This is a genomic window from Flexivirga aerilata, from assembly GCF_013002715.1.
GTDB classification, from domain to species: Bacteria; Actinomycetota; Actinomycetes; order Actinomycetales; family Dermatophilaceae; genus Flexivirga; species Flexivirga aerilata.
In genome coordinates this window covers 345029-366115 of sequence record NZ_JABENB010000002.1, presented here as the reverse complement: position 1 = coordinate 366115, position 21087 = coordinate 345029, and the positions used below count along the sequence as shown (strand labels likewise).

Below are 21087 nucleotides of genomic sequence, written 5' to 3'. Positions count from 1 at the left end.
ACCGGCGACACCTACAGCAGCGCGTGCGCGAGCGACTCCTGCATCCAGGTGAGGAAGTCGTAGTAGAGCCCGGTCAGCAACCTCGGGTCCTCCCCGACCGCGTCGCCGGCCTCGGCGATGTCGTGCTGCAGGCGGTCGCCGTCGTCGTCGGTGCGCAGCTCCAGCCGCTCCCCCAGCGCCAGCCGCACATCGGTGAGCGCGATGAGCAGAGCCTGGGCCTGCCCGAGGTCGAGCTCCAGCTTGTCGCCGCGCGTGGTGTCGAGGGCGGTGATCGCGGTGGACAGGTTGGCCGCCTTGCGCTGCCGCAGGCCGTGCTCGGTGAGCGACCGGAACTCCGAGGCGACCTCGGCGTCCTCCCGGTGACCGTCCGGCAGCAGTCGGGCCAGCGCCGGGTCGCGGGACGCGAGCTCGTCGGGGTCGGCCGTGCGGCCGATCGACGCCATCATGTCCTCGACCGGGTCACCGGTCGTGCCGTCGTCGGGTGCGACGAGCTGCCGGGTCTGGGTCAGCAGCTCGCTGACCACCTCGCGTTCCTCGGGCGCCATCTTGGCCACGACGCGAGAACCCTTGCGTTTGAAGGGGGTTGCCACGTCATACGTCCTTTTCGAAGGTGGCCCACAGTCCGTAGCCGTGCATCGCCTCGGTGTCGGTCTCCATGCGTTCGCGGGGGCCGTGGGAGACGGCCGCCTTGCCGTCGCGATGCACGCTCATCATCAGCTTCTCGGCCTTGGCCTGCGAGTAACCGAAGTAGTTCTGGAACACCCACGAGACGTAGGACATCAGGTTGACCGGGTCGTTCCAGACGATCGTGACCCACGGCTGGTCGAGCTGTTGCTCGGCGTCGGTGTCGAGTTCGACGTCGGGCGAGGCATGCTCGGGGGGCGCAACGGACACGCTCTCCACGATAAGCACCCGACCGCCCGGCGCGCGAGGCTGCCCGGCCCTCGGCGGGTGAACAACTACAGTGACGCGGGTGACGACACCACCGGGCGTGTCCACCGCCCTGCTCACCGACCAGTACGAGCTGACCATGCTCAGCGCCGCCCTCAAGGACGGCACGGCGCACCGCCGCAGCGTGTTCGAGACATTCGGGCGCCGGCTGCCCGACGGGCGCCGCTACGGCGTGGTCGCCGGCACCGGCCGGCTGCTGGACGCGCTGGCCGACTTCCGCTTCGGCGACGCCGAGCTCGCCGACCTGCGTGAGCGCGGCGTGGTGGACGAGCCGACACTCGACTGGCTGGCCGACTACCGCTTCACCGGCGACATCTGGGGCTACGCCGAGGGCGACGTCTACTTCCCCGGGTCGCCGATGCTGATCGTCGAGTCCACCTTCGCCGAGGGGGTCGTGCTGGAGACGCTCGTGCTGTCGATCCTCAACCACGACAGCGCGATCGCGTCGGCGGCTTCCCGTATGACGGCAGCTGCGGAGGATCGGCCGTGCATCGAGATGGGCTCTCGTCGTACCCATGAGGACGCGGCCGTCGCGGCGGCCCGGGCGGCATACATCGCCGGCTTCGCGACCACCTCCAACCTGGAGGCCGGCCGCCGCTACGGCGTGCCGACGACCGGCACGTCGGCGCACTCGTTCACGCTGCTGCACGACGACGAACGCGCCGCGTTCCAGTCGCAGGTGGACGCGCTCGGGGTCGGCACCACGTTGCTGGTCGACACCTATGACGTGACCAACGCGGTCAAGCTCGCCGTGGAGGTCGCGGGCACCGAGCTCGGCGGTGTGCGCCTGGACTCGGGCGACCTGCTGCAACAGGCGCGGGAGGTGCGGGCCCAACTCGACAGCCTCGGCGCCACCAAGACCAAGATCGTCGTCACGTCCGATCTCGACGAGTTCGCGATCGCGGCGCTGCAGGCCGGCCCGGTCGACGGCTACGGCGTCGGCACCCAGTTGGTGACCGGATCCGGCGCTCCCACAGCGGGATTGGTCTACAAGCTGGTCGCCCGCGAGGACTCCACCGGCCAGATGCAGGGCGTCGCCAAGAAGAGCAAGGACAAGACCTCCGTCGGCGGCCGCAAATATGCCCTGCGCCGCCGCAACGCGCGGGGCACCGCCGAGGCCGAGCTGATCGGCATCGGCACCCGCCCCGAGGACGACGGCGACGACCGCCAGCTGCTCGTCCCGCTGGTCAAGGACGGCGACCGGGTCTTCCACGGCACCCTCGACGACGCCCGCAAGCTGCACTCCTCCGCCCGCGACGAGCTGCCGCCCACCGCGCGCCAGATGTCCCGCGGCGAGCCGGTGATCCCGACGGTCTACGAGGACTGACTCCCCGCCTGCTGGTCGAGTAGGCCACCCCCTGCTGGTCGAGTAGCGGCGAGGAACGAGCCGCGTATCGAGACCCAGCGCCTCGCCGAGGTAGCACTCCCGGTCGCTTCGTGAGCCCGCATCACGACCGCGACTGCTACCTCGCTGACAGACTCGATCTCGTGAACCCGCGTATCGCCGTGCTGACCGCGTCCGACGCCGCGGCCCTGGCGCCTGCGGTGTTCCGCCTCTACGACGAGGTGTTCGGCGACGCCGAGAGCTTCGAGTCGTGGCGCGAGCAGATGTTCGACCGGCATCGTGCCCGCGACGGCTTCCGGCTGGCGACGGCCACCGCGGACACCGCGCTGGCCGGCTTCGCGTGGGGGTATGTCGGGCAGCGCGGCCAGTTCTGGAGCGACCTGGTCGAGCGGACGCTGCCGCCCGAGGCGACGAGCGGCTGGATCGGCGACCACTTCGAGTTCGTCGAGCTCGCCGTCGATCCCGGCCATCGCGGTGGCGGGCTCGGACGCCGCCTCCACGACGCGCTCCTCGACGGGCTCACCGGACGAGCGCTGCTCGGCACCACGAGCGATCCGGCCGACCCGGCAGTGCGGCTCTATCGGTCTGCCGGCTGGCGCACGCTCGGCCTGCTCGATCCGGCGCGCCAGGTGATGGGCCGCGAACTGCCCTGATCATCCTTGATCATCCCCAACCACGCCGAGGTAGCACCTGAGGTCGCTTCGCCGCGGCCAGAACGGCAGCGACTGCTACCTCGGCGCACGTCGGCGGCTTGCGCGACGGTGCCGATCGGCTCAGCGGGCTGCCGCGACCAACGCGTCGAACAGTCGCGGGTCCTCACCGACCTCCGGGTGCCACTGCACCCCGAAGCGCCATCGGGCGTCGGGCGCCTCGATCGCTTCCAGCACACCGTCGTCGGCATCCGCCGCCGGCTCGTATGACGGGTGGGTGAGCACGCTCTGGTGGTGATAGGTCGGACAGCTGAGGTGCTCGCCGAGCAACGCACGCAACCGGGTCTCGCTGCGAGTGCGCACCGGGTGGCTGCCGAACTGACCCACTGTCGGCGAATGTCGATAGTGGCCAACACGATCCGGCACATGTTGGTCGAGCGAGCCGCCGGCCGCGACCGCCATCACCTGCATGCCACGACAGATGCCGAGCAGCGGGAGGTCCCGCTCCACCGCGGCGCGCACCAGTGCCAGTTCGCTGTCGTCGCGATCGGGTCGGTATTCCTGCACGAGCGGGTGCGGGTCCGCCTGGTAGTGCTGCGGATCGAGGTCGGCTCCGCCACCGATGATCAGCGCGTCGAGCCGATCGAGCACCGCATGCGCCCAGTCGGCGCCGTTCCCCACCCGAGGCGGCACGACGAGCGGGAGCCCGCCTGCGGCATACACCTTGTCGATGTAGGGCTGGGTCACGAACGTCGCCCGTTCGGTCGGCCAGAACCCGCGGGTGATCGGCTCCGCGTAGGCGGTGATCCCGACGACGGCAGCCATCACAACGGCGTGACGTAGGCGGCCGAGATGCCCCCGTCGACCATGAAGTCGGTGGCCGTGACGAAGCTCGACTCGTCCGACGCGAGGAAGACGACCGCGTTGGCGATCTCCTCGGGCTCGCCGAAGCGCCCGACCGGCACGTGCACCAGGCGGCGTTGCGCCCGCTCCGGGTCTTTGGCGAAAAGCTCTTGCAACAAAGGGGTATTCACCGGTCCGGGGCACACCGCATTGACCCGCACGCCCTCGCGGGCGAACTGCACCCCGAGCTCCCTCGACAGGGCGAGCACCCCGCCCTTGCTGGCCGTGTAGGAGATCTGCGAGGTCGCCGCACCCAGCACCGCGACGAAGGATGCCGTGTTGATGATCGAGCCGTGCTGCTGCTCGATCATGTAGGGCAGTGCGGCCTTGCAGCACAGGTAGACGCTGGTGAGGTTGACCTCCTGCACCTTGCGCCACGCCTCGAGCTCGGTGGTGAGGATCGAATCGTCCTCGGGCGGCGAGATGCCGGCGTTGTTGAACGCGACGTCGACGCTGCCGAACGCGCTCTTCGCCGCAGCGAAGAGCGCATCGACCTCGGCCTTGTCGGTGACATCGCAGTGCACGAAGAGGCCGTCGACCTCGTCGGCGACCTGCTTGCCGCTGTCGTCGTCGACATCGCCGATGACGACGCGGGCGCCCTCTTCGGCAAACCGCCGCACCGTTGCGAGGCCGATGCCGGAACACCCACCGGTCACCACCGCCGTCTTGCCGTCGAGCCGTCCTGTCATCGCTGAATCTCCTTGTTCCTCAAGCCGTTCAGTCATCGGTCGAGATGAAGACGTTCTTCACCTCGGTGAACTCGTCGAGCGCGTCCGGGCCCAGCTCTCGGCCGAGGCCGGATCCCTTGAAGCCACCGAACGGGGTGGCGTAGCGGACCGCCGAGTTGCTGTTGACCGCGAGATTGCCGGCCTCGACCCCGCGCGCGACCCGCAGGGCGCGGCCGACGTCGCGGGTCCAGATCGACCCCGACAGCCCGTATGCCGTGTCGTTGGCCATGCGGATCGCGTCCGCCTCGTCGTCGAACGGCAGCACCCCGACCACCGGCCCGAAGACCTCCTCGTGCCACACCGGGTCCGTCGTTGCTCGCGGCAGGACGACCGTGGGCGGATACCAGAAACCGTCGCCGTCCGGGGCGTCGCCGCGGAACGCAACGTCGACGTCGGCCTCCTCCACGAATCCCCTGACGCGAGAACGTTGCCCGTCACTGATCAACGGACCCATCTGCGTGTCGTCCGCGCCCGGCTCCCCGACCCGGAACGAACGGACGGCCGGCTCGAGCAGCTCCATGAACCGGTCGAATGCCTTACGCTGCACCAGGATCCGGCTGCGGGCACAGCAATCCTGCCCGGCGTTGTCGAACACCGCGCCGGGAGCCGCAGCGGCCGCCTTCTCGAGGTCGGCGTCGGCGAAGACGATGTTGGCACTCTTGCCGCCGAGTTCGAGCGTCACTCTCGTCAGGTCGTCCGCCGCCTGCGCCATGATCTGTTTGCCGACCCGCGTCGATCCGGTGAAGACCACCTTCCGCACGAGCGGATGGGTGACGAACCGGTGCCCCACCACGTCTCCCGCACCGGGCACGACGGTCAACACGTCCGGCGGCAGGCCTGCCTCCAGCGCCAGCTCACCGAGCCGCATCGCGCTGAGTGGGGTGAGCTCGGCGGGTTTGAGCACGACCGTGTTCCCGGCGGCGAGGGCCGGCGCCATCCCCCACCCGGCGATCGGCATCGGGAAGTTCCACGGCACGATGATGCCGACCACTCCGAGTGGTTCGTGGAAGGTGATGTCGACTCCGCCGGCGACCGGAATCTGCTTGCCGCACAACCGTTCCGGCGCTCCGGCGTAGTAGTCGAGGACGTCCCGGACATTGCCGGCCTCCCACCGGGCGTTGCCGATGACGTGCCCGGCGTTGCGCACTTCGAGCTGCGCGAGTTCTTCGAGGTGTTCGTCGACGACCCGTGCGAACGACCGCAGAAGTCGGGCGCGGTCGGCGGGTGCGACGTCACGCCACGCCGGCGCCGCCCGCGCGGCGCGTTCGATCGCGGCGTCGGTCGCACCGAGGTCGGCGAGCTCCACCGTGCTGATCGGCTTGGCGGTTGCCGGATCGACCACGTCGTACGCCGTCACAGTCGTTCGAATCCTCTCACTCGTTCCCAGTCGGTCACGGCAGCGCCGAAGGCCTCGATCTCGACCTCCGCGTTGCGCGCGTAGTGCTCGACGACGTCGTCGCCGAAGGTGTCGCGGGCGAGCCGCGAGTCGAGCAGCAACTGCCGCGCTTCGGCAAGGGTGGCCGGCACCTTGGGCTTGTCGCTCTCGTAGGCGTTGCCGACGAAGGCCGGCTCCAGCGCCAGCTCCTGCTCGATGCCATGGAGTCCGCCGGCCAGCATGGCGGCGACCGCGAGATAGGGGTTCACGTCGCCGCCCGGCAGGCGGTTCTCGACCCGGAGGCCCGCGCCGTGTCCGACCACGCGCAGCGCGCAGGTGCGGTTGTCCGTGCCCCACGCCACTGCGGTCGGCGCGAAGGAGTTACCGGCAAACCGCTTGTAGGAGTTGATGTTCGGCGCGTAGAAGAGACTGAACTCGCGCAGCGCGGCGAGGAAATGGTCGAAGAGAGCACTGCGCCCGCCGTCCCGTGAGTCGTCGGCGAAGACCGGCGTGCCGTCCGTGCCGCGCAATGACAGGTGGATGTGGCAGCTGTTGCCCTCTCGCTCGTCATACTTGGCCATGAAGGTGAGCGACTTGCCGTGCCGCGCCGCGATCTCCTTGGCGCCTTCCTTGTAGATGACGTGGTTGTCGCAGGTGCGGATCACCTCGTCATAACGGAAGCCCACCTCGTGCTGGCCGTAGTTGCACTCGCCCTTCGCGCCCTCCACCGTGAGGCCGGCCCGGTCCATCTCGACCCGGATCTCGCGCAGCAGCGGCTCGACGCGTGCTCCCCCGAGGATCGAGTAGTCGATGTTGTAGCGGTTTGCCGGTGTGAGGCCGAGATAGCGCTTGTCCCAAGCATTCTCGTAACTGTCGTCGAACACCATGAGCTCCAGCTCGGTCCCGGCGAGTGCCGCCCATCCCTGTCCGGCGGCGCGGTCGACCTGCCCGCTGAGCACGGTGCGCGGCGACTGCCGGACAGGTCCATTCCCGTCCAGCCACGCGAGGTCGCACTGCACGGTCGCCGACCGATGATCGCCTGGCGTGTGCCGGAGGGTCGAGAGGTCCAGCTCCAGCTGGAAGTCGCCGTAGCCGGTCTTCCAGGACGAAATCTCATAGCCGTCAACGGTGTTCATGTCGACATCGACCGCCAGCAGATAGTTGCAGCCCTCGACACCTTCGGCGAGCGCGTAGTCGAGGAAGTAGCGGGCGTGCAGTCGCTTGCCCTGCAGCCGCCCCTGCATGTCGGTGAACGCGACGATCACCGTGTCGATCGTGTCTGCGTCGACCGCGGCACGGAGCTCGTCGACAGTCAGGCCGCTCATGATTCTCCTTCGACGGGCACGTCGGTGTGATGTCGCGAGCCGACCAGACCGTGCAGCAACTCGCCGGTGGCGTCGCAGTGCTCCTGCATCGCAGCCTTCGCTGCGCCGGCATCGCCGCCGAGGATCGCCTGCACGATCGTGTGGTGCTGCTCCTCCGAGTGGCGAATGTTCAACGGCAGCACGGGGATCTGACCGAGCAACTCACCGACGGCCACCTGCGCCTGAGTGACCGCGTCGACCAGCATCTGGCTTCCGCACACGGCGGCGATCGCCAGGTGCAGGCGGGAGTCGGCGACCCGGTATGCCGGTGAGCCCACCGCGGCCGCGCACTCGCGCGCCGAGTCGACCAGCCAGGCGCGTTGTTGCGCATCGAGCGCTCGGCCTGCCGCCAGCGCCGCCGCGCCCGGCTCCACCACCTGCCGGAAACCGAGCACGTCCTCCAGGCGACGTGGGGTGGTGGCGTCCGGGCGGTCGACCGCCGCGGCGGACGTCCCGTCATACGTGACGACGGTGCCGCCCCCGCGACCGCGGGTGGTGCGCACCAGCCCGGCGTCGCGCAGGGCGCTGATCGCCTCGCGCAAGGTCATCCTGCTGACCTTGAGCTGTTCGGCGAGGTCACGCTCCGGCGGCAGTTGCTGTCCGTCGGGAAAGACACCCAGCCGGATCGCGGTCGCCAGCTGACGCACCGTCGCCTCGAAGATGTTGGCTCCCGTCGGCTGCAGCACCAACTCGGCCAGTGGCGGGCTCGTCGCCTGGTTCATGCCGGATCGCGCTCCTCGAAGATCTCGTCCGCCGCCTTGGTCTCGTGGCCCGGCGGCACGTCACGCATGAAGTGTTTGCGGCCCGACACGATCCACATGCCGGTCGCGAAGACCAGCACGACGATGACCGCGACCGGGGCGTAGTTGAAGGTGTCGGACCCGATCGTGCCCGGGTAGTACTGCGGCAGCATGAACATGACCACGATGAAGATCACCCACACCACCGCGATCCAGCCGATCGGTGCCGACCAGCGTCCGAGTTGCCAGCGTCCTGGCACGAAATCCCGGTTGATGCGCCGCAGGAAGATCGGCACGGTGTAGGCGATGTAGAGGCCGATGACGGCGATCGACACCACCGCGAAGAACGCCGTAGTGCTCCACAGCGCCGGCAGTGTCAGCACCACCGAGCACGCCACACAGAACCAGATCGAGTTGGTGGGCGTCCCGGTGCGCGGGTTGACCCGCGCCCACAGGGAGGACCCGGGCAGGGCGCCGTCGCGGGAGAACGCATAGGACATCCGCGAGTTGGACGTCACACACGCCATACCGCAGAAGAACTGCGCGACCCCGCAGATGAACAGCAGCGTCAGGCCGAGCGAGTGGCCGGCGGCATCGATGAAGATCTGGGCGGGCGGCAGCCCGGTGGCGGTCTCCCGCTCGGCGGAGAAGTTCTGGATCGCGGCGGTGACCGCGATGAGCAACACCCAGCCGGCGATCGCCGACACCCAGACCGACCGCACGATGCCCTTGGGCGCCTCTCTGCTCGCGTCGTGGGTCTCTTCGGCGAGGTGAGCCGACGCGTCATACCCCGTCAAGGTGTATTGCGCCATCAGCAGACCAATGAAGAATGCGTAGATGGAGGTCGCGAAGATGCCGTCGGTGAAGCCGAGGCCGTTGTTGAACTTCAGGAACGTGTCGTGCACCGACTGGTGCCGATCCGGCACGAACGCCAGCACCGCGACGATGAAGGCGACGCCGACCAGGTGCCACCACGCGCTGACCGACGAGAGCACCTTCACGACGTTGACACCGAACGTGTTGAGCAATCCGTGCGCGACGATGAAGACCAGGAAGAGGACAAACGTCTTGCGGATGGTGACCTCAGTGCCCCACACCTCGTTGGCGAAGGCCATCCACGTCACGGCTGCGCCGTAGTCGACCGACGCGGTGACTCCGACCTCACCGAGAAAGTTGAACCACCCTGTGTACCAAGCCCATTCGCGCTTCCGCGTGCGCGCAAGCCGGCCTGCCCAGAAGTAGAGACCGCCCGACGTGGGATAGACCGAGCAGATCTCGGCCATCGCCATCGCGACGCAGAGCACCATGATCGAGCACAGCGGCCAGCCCAGGGTGATCGCGACCGGACCGCCGCCGTCCATCGCCAGGTAGTAGGTCGTGATGCAGCCAGCGAGCACCGAGATGATCGAGAACGACACGGCGAAGTTGGAGAAGGCGGACATGCCGCGGTGCAGTTCCTGCTTGTAGCCGAGTTCGGCGAGCAGGTCCTCGTCGTTGCCCTCGCGAGTGTCGGTCATGGCAAACCTCCGTGGTGGCTGAGCGCTGCGCTGATCAAACACCGGACCCGCGGGTACGTCAATGGGCTAGTTGTGGTCCATTATGGTGAATCCTCGATCATCGCCGTATGCTCCGGGCATGGCTCGCGCACTGGTGATCGTGGACGTGCAGAACGACTTCTGTGAGGGCGGCTCGCTCGCTGTCAACGGCGGGATCGAGGTCGCCGAGCGGATCAATGCGTATGTCGCGGGCGACGACCCGGCATACGACCAGATCGTGGCCACGGCCGACTGGCACATCGACCCGGGCGATCACTGGTCGGACAACCCCGACTTCCAGCACAGCTGGCCGGTGCACTGCAAGGTCGGCACGCCTGGGGCGGACTTCCGCTCCGAGGTGCAGCCGGCGATCGCGCGGGCCGCGGCGATCTTCCGCAAGGGACAGTACGAAGCCGCATACAGCGGGTTCGAGGGCGCGACCGAGGACGGCGAAAAGCTCACCGACTGGTTGCGCGACCATGACGTCGACACGGTCGACGTCGTCGGGATCGCGACCGACTACTGCGTGCGGGCGACCGCGCTGGACGCCGCCGGGGCGGGCTTCAGCACGACCGTGCTGGACGGCCTCACCGCCGGCGTGGCCCCCGAGTCGACGTCTGCCGCACTCGAGGAGCTACGCGCCGCGGGAGTGGCCGTCCGGTCCGACGTCAGCTGATCGTGATTGGGGTGCTGCCCGACACCAGACGCCAGTTGATCGTGTGGAACGTCGGCGGGTCGATCACCTTGTTGGCGGTCACCCAGTCGATGATCAACTGCCGAATCTCGTTCTGCCGGTTGTAAACCACCGGTGCGGTCGTCACCCCCGGGAAGCCACCGCCGCCGGACTGGCGGTAGTTGTTGATCGCGATCACGAAGCTGTCGCCGTCGGCGACCGGCTTCCCGGCATACGCCAGGTTCTTGATGCGGCTGCCCGGGGCGGCGCTGACGTCGATGTCGTAGGTGAGCGGCGCGTCGAGGCCGCCCATGACGTCGTAGTTGTAGTCCGGCGTGCCCCGCGGTGCGGTCGGCGTGACCGCGTTGGTGAGCTGGTCGATGGTGAACGGGCCAGTCCCGCTCACCTGCTTGAAGTACTGCGCGGACGTCTCCAGGTAGGCCTTCACCTGGGCGCCGGTGAACTTGATGCCGAGCAACGTGTTGTCGTAGATGTAGAGGCCCGCGACGTCGCGCACGGTCACCTCGCCCTTGGGGATCGACGCGGTCCGGCTGAACGGCGCCGCGATCGACAGCACCGGCGTCTTCTCGTCGGCAGTGCCGACGAGGCCCGCCTTGACCGCCTGCGCCTGCACCAGGTTGATCAGGTCGACGGCAGCCGAATCCTCAACAACCGCACGGGCTCCCGTCATCTCCTGGGTGCAGGTGCCGATGACGCCGTTGACGTAGGACAGGACCTTCTGGTGCTGCGGGCGCAGCAGCGCGGCAACCGCCGGGTCCTCGGGGACGGTGTTGGAGTTGAGCAGCGTGGCGGTCGCACTGCTCACCTGCCATTGCCCGCGCACCTTCTCCAGGTCGAGGTCCATGACGGTCACGCGCTCGCCCCAGCACAGCGGCTCCGACAGCAGCACCTGCTTGCCGGTCTTGTCGTTGGTCACGTAGCGCTGCGGGATCTCCTGGTGCGCGTGACCGACGAGGATCGCGTCGATGCCCGGGACCTGTTGCGCCAGAAGGGTGCTCGCGTTCTCCGGGTAGGGCAGAGCGTCGCCGTAGGACGACGAGGTGTCCATGCCGGAGTGGCAGGACACGACGACGATGTCCGCGCCGCGCCGCTTGACCTCGGGGATGACGATCTTCGCCTGTTCGACGATGCCGTTGAACTTCACCTTGCCGTCCACGTTGGCCTTGTCCCAGATCGCCACGCCCGGGGTGACGAGGCCGACGATGCCGACGGTCACCGGCTTGTTGCCGGGCACCTGCACCGTCTTCAGCGTGTATGACGGGAAGACCGCCTCGCCGGAGTGCCAGTCGAGGGCGTTGGCCCCGAGCAGCGGGTGGTCGAGCTGGCTCTCGAAGGTGCGCAGGATGTCCAGGCCGTAGTTGAACTCGTGGTTGCCGAGGGCGGCAGCGTCATACCCGATCTCGTTCATCGCCAACGCCATCGGGTGTTTCACGGTCGCGCTGATCGGCTCGATCTTGGCGAAGTAGTAGGCCAGCGGCGTGCCCTGGATGGTGTCGCCCGCGTCGAGGGTGATGCAGGTGTCGGCGCCGCGCTCGGCACGGACCGCCTTGATGAGGGTCGCGCACTTGGCGGCGCCGACGTCGTTGTGCTTCGCGTCGTCATACTCGGCGTTCTTGAAGTAGTCCCAGTTGAGGACGTTGCCGTGCAGGTCGGTGGTGCCGAGCACGGTCAGCCGCAGCCCCTTCCCGCCGGGCTTCGCGTCGGCGGCCGGCGCCGAGGCCAGGCCGGCGAGGCCGGCTCCACCGATGACGGTCATCGCCAGCAACTGACGGCGGCTGGCGGACGTGCGGATGACGGGGTGCGACATGTTTTGCTCCTCGAGCACATGGGACGGAACGCCGCTCGTGGCGGCCGGTCCACGCTAGCGGGCGGCGGCCGCCCCGGCGCCCGAACCGGGCCACAGGTTCGGCCAACGTTCATCCGCCCTCAACCCGGCCGGTCGCCTCAGCGTCCGCCGACCCAGCTCCACGCATACTTGCCGTCGTCGACGGCACGGCCGCCCTCGCCCAGCTCGAGCGGGCGGAAGGTGTCGACCATGACGGCGAGTTCGTCGAATTCGGTGACCCCGATGGAGTTTTCGTAGGCACCGGGCTGTGGGCCGTGGGCGTGGCCACCCGGGTGCAGCGACACCGAGCCCTTGCCGATGCCGGAGCCCTTGCGGGCCTCGTAATCGCCGTCGACGTAGAACATCACCTCGTCGCTGTCGACGTTGGAGTGGTAGTAGGGCACCGGGATCGAGTCCTCGTGGTAGTCGACCTTGCGCGGCACGAAGTTGCAGACCACGAAGTTGTGGCCCTCGAACACCTGGTGCACCGGCGGCGGCTGGTGCACCTTGCCGGTGATCGGCATGAAGTCGGCGACGTTGAACACGTAGGGGTAGAGGCAGCCGTCCCAGCCGACGACATCGAGCGGGTGGTAAGGGTAGGTGTAGATCGTGCCGACGATGCCACCGCTGGAGCCCGCACCGGTCCCCCGGTGCTTGACGTAGACCTCGGTCGGCTCGCCCTCCTGCTCGCCGATGTCCTCGGCGAGCAGCGGCCCCTGGGGTCCGCGCAGGTCGCGTTCGCAGTATGGCGAGTGCTCCAGCAGCTGCCCGAAGCGCGACAGGTAGCGCTTGGGCGGGCTGATGTGCGAGTTGCCCTCGATGGCGTAGACCCGCAACGGCTCGGTGAAGCCCTCGTCGCCCTTCGTCACCGGCAGCCACCGATGTGTCGTCGCGCGGGGCACGATGAGGTAGTCGCCCTCGGCGACGTCGAAGCTGCCGAAGACGGTCTCGACACGTGCGGCGCCGCGTTCGACATACAGGCATTCGTCGCCAATCCCGTTGCGATACCAGGGACTTGGCGCGTCGGCGACGACATACGACAGCCGCACGTCACCGTTGCCGAGCACCAGCCGCCGGCCCTTCACGACGTCGACGCCGGTCTCGCCCTCGGGGAAGAGATCGTGCAGCTTCAGGTGACGCGGAAGCAGTGGATGATTGGGCTCGGTGTCCAGCGCCCGCGCGAACTCCCACGGTTTCGCGTCCGAGATCGCCGACGGCAGACCCCGGTGGTAGAGCAGCGAGGAATCGCTGGAGAAGCCCTCCTCCCCCATGAGCTCCTCGTAGAACACGCCACCCTCGGAGGTGCGCAGCGCGGTGTGCCGCTGCCGCGGCAACTGGCCCATCGCTCGGTAGAACGCCATTGTTCCCACTCCTGACTTCGTTACGGTGGCCACCATGCCGAGTCTGCCCACGCGAGCACTCTTCACTCAGCTGATCGACGACGCTGCCGTCTTCCCACCGGGTAACTTCCCGCTCGACGAGGCTATCGAGCGACGAGCCGGGCGGCGCGGCACCCCTGCGTCGGACTTCGTCGGGCCGCTACTGCTGCCGCCGGCACTGGTCGACGACGCGCTGGCCGATCCGGGCGGCCTGGTGATCACCGTCGTCGGACGCGCGGGCACCCCGATCACCGACGTCATCGACGCCGCGACGCGGGTCGCGGACTCGCCGGCGCACGCGCTCGCCGGGGTCGAGGTGCCGGCGGCCGACGGCTGGCAGGAGGCGATCAAGCTGTCGGTGCCGATCGCGGTCGAGGTGCCGGCCGGCTCGATCGGGCTGGGACTGCTCGCCGACCTCGCCGGCCCGCGCGAGGAGGTCGTCGCCAAGCTGCGCACCGGTGCCACCGCGAGCAACACGGTCCCGTCCACCGACGATCTCGCGGCCTTCATCACCGGGTGTGTGCACGCGGGCCTGGCCTTCAAACTGACCGGCGGCCTGCACCACGCGATCTCGACCACCGTGACGACCGGCCACGGCGCAGAGGACCAGTTCGGCTTCCTCAACGTGCTGCTCGCCACGGACGCCGCTCTGCGCGAAGGAGATCCGGCCGCGCTGCTCGACAGCCGCGACACCGAGGCGATCACCGCCGCACTCGCCGGCTTCTCCGAGGCGCGCGCGGTGACCACCCGCAACAGCTTCAGTAGCTTCGGGTGCTGCAATGTGCTCGACCCCATCGACGACCTGACCACGCTCGGCCTGATCTGAGGAACGTATGACGCCAGACCCGTTCGACCTGTCCGCCGACGACCTGTGGGGTCCCGACAATTTCCCCTTCGGTGTGGCGAGCGCCGAGGGCCAGGACGCCCACGTGGTGACCCGGCTCGGCGATCACGTCATCGACCTGGCCGCGCTGGCCACCCTCGACGGTTATCCCAAGTGGGCTCGGGCGTGGAGCAACCAGTCGCTCAATCCCTTTATCGCGCAAGGGCGTTCGTCCTGGGCATCGGCCCGCGAGTGGCTGCAGCAGCTCATCGGCGACGACGCGCGGCGTGATGAGGTCAGGTCGGCCATGAGGCCGCTCGACGAGGTGACGCTGCACCTGCCGGTCGAGATCGCCGACTACGTCGACTTCTACGCCAGCGAGCAGCACGCGACCAACGTCGGGCGGATCTTCCGACCCGACGGGGACGCGCTCACCCCCAACTGGAAGCATCTGCCGATCGGCTACCACGGCCGGGCCGGCACCGTGGTCGTCAGCGGCACCGACATCGTGCGTCCGGTCGGCCAGCGCAAGACCTCGAAGGACGCCCAACCGGTCTTCGGCCCGAGCGTGCGGCTCGACATCGAGGCCGAGGTCGGCTTCGTCATCGGCGGCCAGACCGAACTCGGTTCCCGGGTGAGCGTGGACGAGGCCGCCGACCACCTGTTCGGTGTGGCGTTGTTCAACGACTGGTCGGCGCGTGACATCCAGGCATGGGAGTACGTGCCGCTCGGGCCGTTCCTCGGCAAATCCTTCGCGTCGTCACTGAGCCCGTGGGTCACGCCGATGGCCGCGCTCGAAGCCGCGAAAACCCCTCTGCCGGCGCAGGATCCGCAGCCGCTGGATTATCTCCTCGGCAAGGAGCTCTTCGGCCTCGACCTGGAGCTCATCGTCCGGATCAACGACACCGTCGTGTCACGGCCGCCCTACAAGGAGATGTATTGGAGCCCGGCGCAGATGCTGGCGCACCTGACGGTGAACGGCGCGAGTCTGCGCGACGGTGATCTCTTCGCCTCCGGCACGGTCTCCGGGGATGAGCCGGGGCAGCGCGGCAGTCTGCTCGAGCTCGCCTGGAGCGGCCAGGATCCCATCACTCTCGACGACGGCTCGCAGCGTTCGTTCCTCGAGGACGGCGACGTGGTCACGATCACCGCGACCGCGCCGTCCGCGGGCGGCGGTCGCATTGCGCTCGGCGAGGTCAGCGGCACGATCCTCCCCAGCAGGTAGCCGCTCAGCGACCTTGCGGGGGTCCGGCATACGGGCCCTGACCGTATGCCGGGAGCTTCGGATCGCGAGGCACGACATAGGTTTTGGCGGCCTTGTCGTGCAGCGACTGCGCGTGCTTGTCGCCCAGCGGCAACAGCCCGTCGATGAGACCGAAGACGCTGCCGAGCGACCCGGCGAGCGGGATGAGCCCACCGAGGAACGGGATGCCCTTCACCAGGGACCGCACCGCGACCGCGGCCAGCGGCGGCCGTGCGGTGGACCCGGCGCCGCGCACCCGGATGCCGAGCGCCATCTTGCCCAGCGTCTGTCCGCGCCAGGTGACGAGCCCGATCTCGTAGACCAGGTAGAGCCCGAGCATGATCAGCGGATACTGCCACGGCAGCTGCAGCAGCGAGTCCGGCATCGGCGGCTGCGATCGTCCGGCCCGGGCGGCGTCCATCACGTCGCCGTACCAGGTCGAGAACTTGTCCATCCACGGCCGCACCCACGGCAGCGCGATCACCAGCGCCACCGCGGCGATCAGCAGGTAGTCCAGGAAGTAGGCCACCAGCCGGCGCCACCAGGACGCGGTGGGCTCGCCGTCAGGGGTGGTCTTGCCGACCTGCTGTGCGTATGGCGCGTAAGGCTGCCCGTACGGCGCCGGTCCCTGTTCGCCGAATCGCTGCCCGCTGGGCGGTCGCTGGCCGGCGTCGCGGCGGTAGGGGTCGCGGTCACCGGACTGATAGGGCTGCAGGGGCGGCCGGGGACCCCCGGCGGGTGGGGCGGACCCCACCTGAGCGGCCTGCCGACGGGCCTCGGCTTCCTCCCACTGCTGCTTGGAGTCACCGATCCGGGATTGGTCGAGGCCGGGCTTCACCTTCGGCATCGTGCGGTCGGACCACAGGATGCCGTCCCAGTAGCGCAGCAGGTCGGGATCATCTGGGTCGTCGTACCAACCCGACGGGCGATCGGTCATGGTCACCGATCCTCTCACCCGCCGGCGATCCGCCGCACCCGCCCGGCCACCAGCGCGGTCGCGGCGATCGTGACGAGCGCGCCGAGCAGCATGTCGGTGTTCTCCCCGGGGCGCAGCACCCCGAGGGTGGCGCCGAGCGTCGCGGCGGCAACCGGCACCCCGAGCTGTGCGCTGGTGATGACGGCGACCGGCCACGGCTGCCGGGTCAGGGCCATCGCGCCGTGCGCGGCGATCGCGGTGAGGCCGAGGCTGATGCCGAGCAGCACCGACGACGGGTGGGACGCCAGTTCCCGGAGATTGAGCGAGGCGCCGAGCCAGACGAAGAAGATCGGCCCGAAGAGGCCCTCCGTCACCGCGAAGAGCTGGTTGCCGAGACGCCGCGACTCCCCCGCCCCGGCGACTGCCAGCCCGGCCGCGAAACCGGCCAGCATCACCGAGACGTGCAGGGCCACGGCGACCGCCGCGATCGCGAAGACGGCGGCCAGCGAGAAGCGCAATTCCATTGCCAGACCACGGTCTTCGGACAGCACGTGGATGCGGCGCTGCACCCCGGAGGTGACCAACCTGCGCAATACGACGAAGAGGATCCCGGCAGCAACGGCGACCGCGACAGCACCGACAACCGCCCGCAACGCATGCTCCGGATCGATGGCGAGCGGATGGCCGGCGCGTCGGTCGGCATACCCTGCAGTGCCGGCATGACGATGCTCGCCGACGACGACGCGATCAGCACCGTGTAGAGGACGCCGTGCCCGGTGCCGAAGAGTGCGGCGACGCCGAGACCCAGTGGCACCGCGAGCACGCCGATCGCGACCGCGCGTGCCGCACCACGCACCAGGCCGGTGCGCAGGGCACGGTCGCGGATCGGCACGTGGGATCCAGCGACGAACATCACCAGCGCGAAGCCGATCTCGGCCAGGAAGACGAACGTCCCGTTGTCCGGCTGCAGCACCCGCAAGCCGGTCTGCCCGACGACGATGCCGACGGCAAGCTCACCGATGACGACCGGCAGGTGCAGACCGCGCGGCACCGACAGCAGCGGCCCGAGCAGGGCCACCGCACAGATCAGGGCGAGGCCGGCGAATCCCACCGCAGGTCAGCGCGTGGGCAGGTCGACGATCGTGACGGGTATGTCGGTGTTCTCGTTGACGTGGTAGCTCGCGCAGACCCGGTGGTAGCCGTCGGCGACCTGCGCGGCCACGCCGAGGCGCAGGTCGCCGCGCACGAGTAGCACCGGCGACAGCGCCTCACCCTGGATGATCTTGCGCAGGTCGCGGACCACGTGCTCGTTGTCGAGCGGCAGCAGCGGCAGCTGCGCGGCCCGCAGGATGTCTTTGGCCTTGAAATGGGTGGGCGTGGTCTTGCGCAGGCTGGCGACCACCTTGTCCACCACCTTCGGCACCGCGAGCAACGACAGGTATGACGCGGCGGCCGGGTAGTCGTGCGCCTGGGTCTCTTGCAGCCAGACGACCTTCGGATCGGCCTTCGACGACGTGCGCTTGGATGACATGTCGGTCCTTTCCGCCGCGTGTCACGGGACCTCGAATGTAGACCCGCGCTCACCGCTCGCGCGGTCTCCCGGCCCTCTAGGGTCTGGCCCGCTCGTCGCTCAGAGGTTGCCGCGCCTGTCCTGCTCGCGCTCGATCGCCTCGAAGAGCGCCTTGAAGTTGCCCTTGCCGAAGCCGAGCGAGCCGTGCCGCTCGATCAGCTCGAAGAACACCGTCGGGCGGTCACCGAGCGGCTTGGTGAAGATCTGCAGCAGGTAACCGTCCTCGTCGCGGTCGACCAGGATGCCGCGCTTCTGCAGCTCCTCGACCGGCACCCGCACCTGCCCGATCCGGGCGCGCAGCTCGGGGTCCTCGTAGTAGCTGTCGGGGGTGTCGAGGAACTCCACGCCGTTGGCGCGCAGCGCATCCACCGACGCGATGATGTCGCCGGTCGCGACCGCGAGGTGCTGTGCGCCGGCGCCGCGGTAGAACTCCAGGTATTCGTCGATCTGCGACTTCTTCTTGGCGATCGCCGGTTCGTTGAGCGGGAACTTCACCCGGTGGTTGCCGTTGGCCACGACCTTGCTCATCAGCGCCGAGTAGTCCGTCGCGATGTCATCGCCGATGAACTCGGCCATGTTCACAAACCCCATGACCCGGTTGTAGAAGCCGACCCACTCGTCCATCTTGCCGAGCTCGACGTTGCCGACGATGTGGTCGAGCGCCTGGAAGAGGCGCTTGGGCTGACCCGGCCGCGGCTGGTAATTCGACTGCTGCGCAACGTAACCCGGCAGGTAGGGGCCGTCGTACTTGGAGCGGTCGACCAGCGTGTGGATCGTCTCGCCATACGTCGCGATCGCGGCGGTGCGGATCGTGCCGTGCTCGTCGCTGACGTCCTCGGGCTCACGCACGACGGTCGCCCCGGCGGCGCGCGCCTGGGCGATGCACTTGTCGACGTCGGGCACCTCGAGCGCGATGTCGACGACTCCGTCGCCGTGCTTGCGGTGGTGCTCCACCAGCGGGCTGTCCGGGTCGACAGCCCCATTGATGACGAAGCGGATCGACCCGCTCTTCAGCACGAACGACTTGTGGTCGCGGTTGCCAGTCTCGGGGCCGCTGTAGGCGACCAGCTCCATGCCCCACGCGGACTGGTAGTAGAGCGCCGACTGGGTGGCGTTGCCGGACACGAAGACGATCGCGTCCCAGCCGGTGACCGGGAAGGGATCCTTGTCGGCGTCGTAGTCGACCAGACCGACCAGTTGCTTGAGCTGGTCGAGGTCCTGGCCGGCGGCGAGCTCGTCGAGGGTGAGGTTCAGCGTCGAGGTCATGCGGTCACTGTGGCGCCAACCACAGTGACCGCGCAACCAGTCGATTTTCCGCTGGTCACCATGCACAAACTGTCAGGCATGAATGCGGATTCGTCATACATATTGACCAGAGTATGACGGGAGCTCCTCAGCGTTGCTCCTCAGTGCTCGACGGCCTTCTCCGCGCCGGCGCCGGTGAGCGACCGCACCTCCATCTCGGCGAACTTCGCGTCGTCGCTCTTCTCCTTGCTGGTGACCGTGCCGAGCCAGCCGAGGAAGAAGCCGACCGGGATCGACACGATGCCCGGGTTGTCCAGCGGGAACCAGTGGAAGTCGATGGAGGTGTCGGTGATCATCGACGTCGCCTTGCCGGCCTTGTCGACCTTGCCGGACACCACCGGGCTGAAGATGATCAGGATCAGCGCGCACCCGAGGCCGCCATACATCGACCACAGCGCGCCGCGGGTGTTGAACCGCCGCCAGAAGAGCGAGTAGAGGATCGTCGGCAGGTTGGCGCTGGCCGCGATCGCGAACGCCAGCGCGACGAGGAAGGCGACATTCTGACCGTTGGCGAAGATGCCGCCGACGATCGCGATGACGCCGATCACCAGGGCGGTGATGCGCGCGACGCGCACCTCGCCCGCCGAATCGACGGTGCCCTTCTTGATCACGTTGGCGTAGATGTCGTGCGCGAACGACGCGCTGGCGGTGATCGTGAGACCGGCGACCACCGCGAGGATGGTCGCGAAGGCGACCGCGGAGATCACCCCGAGCAGGACTTCCCCACCAAGTTCGTATGCCAGGAGCGGCGCCGCGCTGTTGACCTTCCCGGGTGCGGCGAGGATCTTGTCGGGCCCGACGAGGGCCGCCGCGCCATACCCGAGCACAAGGGTGAAGAGGTAGAAGATGCCGATCAGCCAGATCGCCCAGACCACAGAGTTACGAGCCTCTTTCGCTGACGGCACGGTGTAGAAGCGCATCAGCACGTGCGGCAGGCCGGCGGTGCCGAGCACCAGTGCCAGCCCGAGCGAGACGAAGTCGAGCTTGGTCGTGGAGTCCTTGCCGTATTGCAGGCCCGGGCCGAGAACGTCCTGGCCCGACTTGGAGTTGTCGACGGCGCCCTGCAGCACGTCGGAGAAGTTCATGCCGTACTTGCCGAGCACCCATACGGTCATCAGCGCGGCGCCCACGATGAGCAGCGCGGCCTTGACGATCTGCACCCAGGTGGTGCCCTTCATGCCGCCGACCAGCACGTAGAAGACCATGATCACGCCGACGACGGCGATGACCACGCTCTGTGCGGCCTTGCCGTCGATGCCGAGCAGCAGCGCGACCAGACCTCCGGCTCCCGCCATCTGGGCGAGCAGGTAGAAGAAGCTGACGGCGAGCGTGGAGACGGCGGCCGCGGTGCGCACCGGGCGCTGGCGCAACCGGAACGACAGGACGTCCGCCATGGTGAATCGCCCTGTGTTGCGGAGCAATTCGGCGACCAGGAGCAACGCCACCAGCCAGGCGACTAGGAAGCCGATGGAGTAGAGGAAGCCGTCGTAGCCGTTGACCGCGATGGCGCCGGCGATGCCGAGGAAGGACGCCGCCGACAGGTAGTCACCCGAGATCGCAATGCCGTTCTGCCGGCCGGTGAAGGCCCGGCCGCCGGCGTAGTAGTCGGCCGCGGTGTTGTTGTTGCGGGACGCGCGGATCACGATCGCCAACGTGACCAGCACGAACGCGGCGAAGATGAGGATGTTGACGGTCGAGTTGCCGACCTTGGTCGCCTCGGCGGCAGCGAGCGCGCTCATCG

At 68.5% G+C, this 21087-nt stretch carries 20 protein-coding genes and 1 pseudogene; 5 read left to right on the top strand and 16 right to left on the bottom strand.

Annotation, left to right across the window (positions count from 1 at the left end; genetic code table 11):
• Window positions 1–11: 11 nt before the first annotated feature.
• Together HJ588_RS13555 and clpS are read right to left on the bottom strand one after the other, a co-directional pair.
• Entirely contained in the window at window positions 12–590 is a 579-nt protein-coding gene (locus tag HJ588_RS13555; RefSeq protein WP_343036725.1) for a DUF2017 domain-containing protein, read from the bottom strand.
• Window position 591: 1 nt separating this feature from the next.
• Window positions 592–894 (bottom strand): ATP-dependent Clp protease adapter ClpS, encoded by a 303-nt coding sequence (clpS, locus tag HJ588_RS19515; protein WP_343036724.1) that lies wholly within the window; start codon window positions 892–894, stop codon window positions 592–594.
• A gap of 79 nt (window positions 895–973) precedes the next feature.
• On the opposite strand from clpS, the gene HJ588_RS13545 reads away from it, so the two are divergent.
• Entirely contained in the window at window positions 974–2278 is a 1305-nt protein-coding gene (locus tag HJ588_RS13545) for a nicotinate phosphoribosyltransferase (RefSeq protein ID WP_171156417.1), read from the top strand.
• Window positions 2279–2439: 161 nt separating this feature from the next.
• Window positions 2440–2949 (top strand): GNAT family N-acetyltransferase, encoded by a 510-nt coding sequence (locus HJ588_RS13540; protein ID WP_171156415.1) that lies wholly within the window; start codon window positions 2440–2442, stop codon window positions 2947–2949.
• Window positions 2950–3069: 120 nt separating this feature from the next.
• Here HJ588_RS13540 and HJ588_RS13535 read toward each other — a convergent pair whose 3' ends face one another.
• From HJ588_RS13535 to HJ588_RS13510, 6 genes are read right to left on the bottom strand one after another with little or no spacing between them, the layout of a single operon-like run.
• Window positions 3070–3771 carry a gamma-glutamyl-gamma-aminobutyrate hydrolase family protein gene (locus HJ588_RS13535; RefSeq protein ID WP_171156413.1) on the bottom strand — a complete coding sequence of 234 codons (702 nt, stop codon included), beginning with the start codon at window positions 3769–3771 and terminating at the stop codon, window positions 3070–3072.
• Window positions 3771–4538 carry a 3-oxoacyl-ACP reductase gene (locus tag HJ588_RS13530; RefSeq protein ID WP_171156411.1) on the bottom strand — a complete coding sequence of 256 codons (768 nt, stop codon included), beginning with the start codon at window positions 4536–4538 and terminating at the stop codon, window positions 3771–3773. Before HJ588_RS13530 ends, HJ588_RS13535 begins: the two co-directional genes overlap by 1 nt.
• Before the next feature lie 28 nt (window positions 4539–4566).
• Window positions 4567–5934, bottom strand: a complete 1368-nt coding sequence (locus tag HJ588_RS13525; protein ID WP_171156409.1) for an aldehyde dehydrogenase family protein — start codon at window positions 5932–5934, stop codon at window positions 4567–4569.
• Window positions 5931–7277 carry a glutamine synthetase family protein gene (locus HJ588_RS13520; protein ID WP_171156408.1) on the bottom strand — a complete coding sequence of 449 codons (1347 nt, stop codon included), beginning with the start codon at window positions 7275–7277 and terminating at the stop codon, window positions 5931–5933. The genes HJ588_RS13525 and HJ588_RS13520 overlap by 4 nt, the downstream gene beginning before the upstream one ends.
• Complete coding sequence (locus HJ588_RS13515) at window positions 7274–8038, bottom strand: FadR/GntR family transcriptional regulator (protein ID WP_171156406.1); 765 nt, start codon at window positions 8036–8038, stop codon at window positions 7274–7276. Before HJ588_RS13515 ends, HJ588_RS13520 begins: the two co-directional genes overlap by 4 nt.
• Window positions 8035–9573, bottom strand: a complete 1539-nt coding sequence (locus HJ588_RS13510) for an amino acid permease (RefSeq protein WP_171156403.1) — start codon at window positions 9571–9573, stop codon at window positions 8035–8037. Before HJ588_RS13510 ends, HJ588_RS13515 begins: the two co-directional genes overlap by 4 nt.
• 118 nt (window positions 9574–9691) lie before the next feature.
• Here HJ588_RS13510 and HJ588_RS13505 point away from each other — a divergent pair, with 118 nt between their 5' ends.
• Window positions 9692–10267, top strand: coding sequence for an isochorismatase family protein (locus HJ588_RS13505; RefSeq protein WP_171156402.1), 576 nt, complete (start codon window positions 9692–9694; stop codon window positions 10265–10267).
• On the opposite strand, the gene HJ588_RS13500 is transcribed toward HJ588_RS13505, so the two are convergent.
• Window positions 10260–12092 carry a bifunctional metallophosphatase/5'-nucleotidase gene (locus HJ588_RS13500; protein ID WP_171156399.1) on the bottom strand — a complete coding sequence of 611 codons (1833 nt, stop codon included), beginning with the start codon at window positions 12090–12092 and terminating at the stop codon, window positions 10260–10262. The genes HJ588_RS13505 and HJ588_RS13500 overlap by 8 nt on opposite strands.
• A 137-nt stretch (window positions 12093–12229) precedes the next feature.
• Complete coding sequence (locus tag HJ588_RS13495; protein WP_171156397.1) at window positions 12230–13471, bottom strand: homogentisate 1,2-dioxygenase; 1242 nt, start codon at window positions 13469–13471, stop codon at window positions 12230–12232.
• A 34-nt stretch (window positions 13472–13505) separates the two neighbouring features.
• Between HJ588_RS13495 and HJ588_RS13490 the strand changes: the two genes are divergently transcribed.
• Window positions 13506–14315 carry a hypothetical protein gene (locus HJ588_RS13490; RefSeq protein ID WP_171156395.1) on the top strand — a complete coding sequence of 270 codons (810 nt, stop codon included), beginning with the start codon at window positions 13506–13508 and terminating at the stop codon, window positions 14313–14315.
• Between the two features lie 7 nt (window positions 14316–14322).
• Window positions 14323–15537 carry a fumarylacetoacetase gene (gene fahA / locus HJ588_RS13485; RefSeq protein ID WP_171156393.1) on the top strand — a complete coding sequence of 405 codons (1215 nt, stop codon included), beginning with the start codon at window positions 14323–14325 and terminating at the stop codon, window positions 15535–15537.
• Window positions 15538–15541: 4 nt separating this feature from the next.
• Here fahA and HJ588_RS13480 read toward each other — a convergent pair whose 3' ends face one another.
• From HJ588_RS13480 to HJ588_RS13460, 6 genes and pseudogenes are all read right to left on the bottom strand, one after another.
• Window positions 15542–16492: an RDD family protein gene (locus HJ588_RS13480; RefSeq protein WP_171156392.1), complete on the bottom strand. Its 951-nt coding sequence runs from the start codon at window positions 16490–16492 to the stop codon at window positions 15542–15544.
• Window positions 16493–16506: 14 nt separating this feature from the next.
• On the bottom strand, window positions 16507–17064 hold the full coding sequence (locus HJ588_RS19805; protein ID WP_281358898.1) for a cation:proton antiporter domain-containing protein: 558 nt from the start codon (window positions 17062–17064) through the stop codon (window positions 16507–16509).
• 173 nt (window positions 17065–17237) lie between these two features.
• Window positions 17238–17522 (bottom strand): annotated as a pseudogene (locus tag HJ588_RS19800) (cation:proton antiporter domain-containing protein); the annotation flags it as partial.
• 66 nt (window positions 17523–17588) lie between these two features.
• Entirely contained in the window at window positions 17589–18002 is a 414-nt protein-coding gene (locus HJ588_RS13470) for a hypothetical protein (protein ID WP_171156391.1), read from the bottom strand.
• 99 nt (window positions 18003–18101) lie between these two features.
• The gene (hppD, locus tag HJ588_RS13465) at window positions 18102–19307 is read right to left on the bottom strand and encodes a 4-hydroxyphenylpyruvate dioxygenase (protein ID WP_171156390.1); all 1206 of its coding nucleotides are present in this window, start codon (window positions 19305–19307) and stop codon (window positions 18102–18104) included.
• 140 nt (window positions 19308–19447) lie between these two features.
• Window positions 19448–21085 carry a sodium:solute symporter family transporter gene (locus tag HJ588_RS13460; RefSeq protein WP_171157214.1) on the bottom strand — a complete coding sequence of 546 codons (1638 nt, stop codon included), beginning with the start codon at window positions 21083–21085 and terminating at the stop codon, window positions 19448–19450.
• Between the last annotated feature and the right edge of the window lie 2 nt (window positions 21086–21087).